The sequence below is a fragment of the Acinetobacter sp. IRS14 genome (assembly GCF_034650275.1).
GTDB lineage: Bacteria > Pseudomonadota > Gammaproteobacteria > Pseudomonadales > Moraxellaceae > Acinetobacter > Acinetobacter oleivorans.
Genome location: NZ_JAOVFN010000072.1, coordinates 1 through 573 on the forward strand (window position 1 = coordinate 1; position 573 = coordinate 573).

1 protein-coding gene and 1 pseudogene are annotated in these 573 nt (G+C 43.8%); both read left to right on the top strand.

What is annotated here, in order from left to right; translation table 11 throughout:
- Window positions 1-75: pseudogene (locus tag ODQ17_RS19125) on the top strand (3-oxoadipate CoA-transferase); the annotation flags it as partial.
- A gap of 401 nt (window positions 76-476) precedes the next feature.
- On the top strand, window positions 477-573 hold a 97-nt coding region (locus ODQ17_RS19130), incomplete at its 3' end, for a hypothetical protein (RefSeq protein ID WP_002041144.1).

Here is a 573-nt window from a genome sequence, read left to right on the forward strand (position 1 = left end):
AAAGTTGAAGGTCTTAGCTTTGATGAGTTACAGGCTTTGACTGGTGCAACTTTGACTGATGCGACTCAAGGGTAAGATTTAAACAGTAGTAACTATCGTGACAGGCGACATGGATGTCGCCCGTTGGACAGGGGGGCATGGAAGCCTCCTCTGTTCAACAAAGGTTTTTGTTACTTTTGACCTTTCAAAAGTAAGGTATCGCTTATACAACAGACCTACGGATATCACAGTAGATTACAGCCGTGATGTTATTCGTTGATATGAAAATTTATAAATCATCACAACGGAGTCTTATCTGTTGAAGCCAGATGCCACCAGATAATTCGTGTCACTTTTTAAAAAAAGTAACCAAAAAACCTTTGTTACTCAGACACAATCTCCCTGTTGTGCTGAGCAACACGGCGACATCCATGTCGCCACCACGAAATACTTACGGAGAATGGCTAGAAAGGCCTGAAGTAAAGGACAAAGTTAGAATGAAAAACGCTTATATCATCGATGCCATCCGTACTCCATTTGGCCGTTATGCCGGTGGTCTTGCACCTGTCCGTGCCGATGACCTTGGCGCTGTGC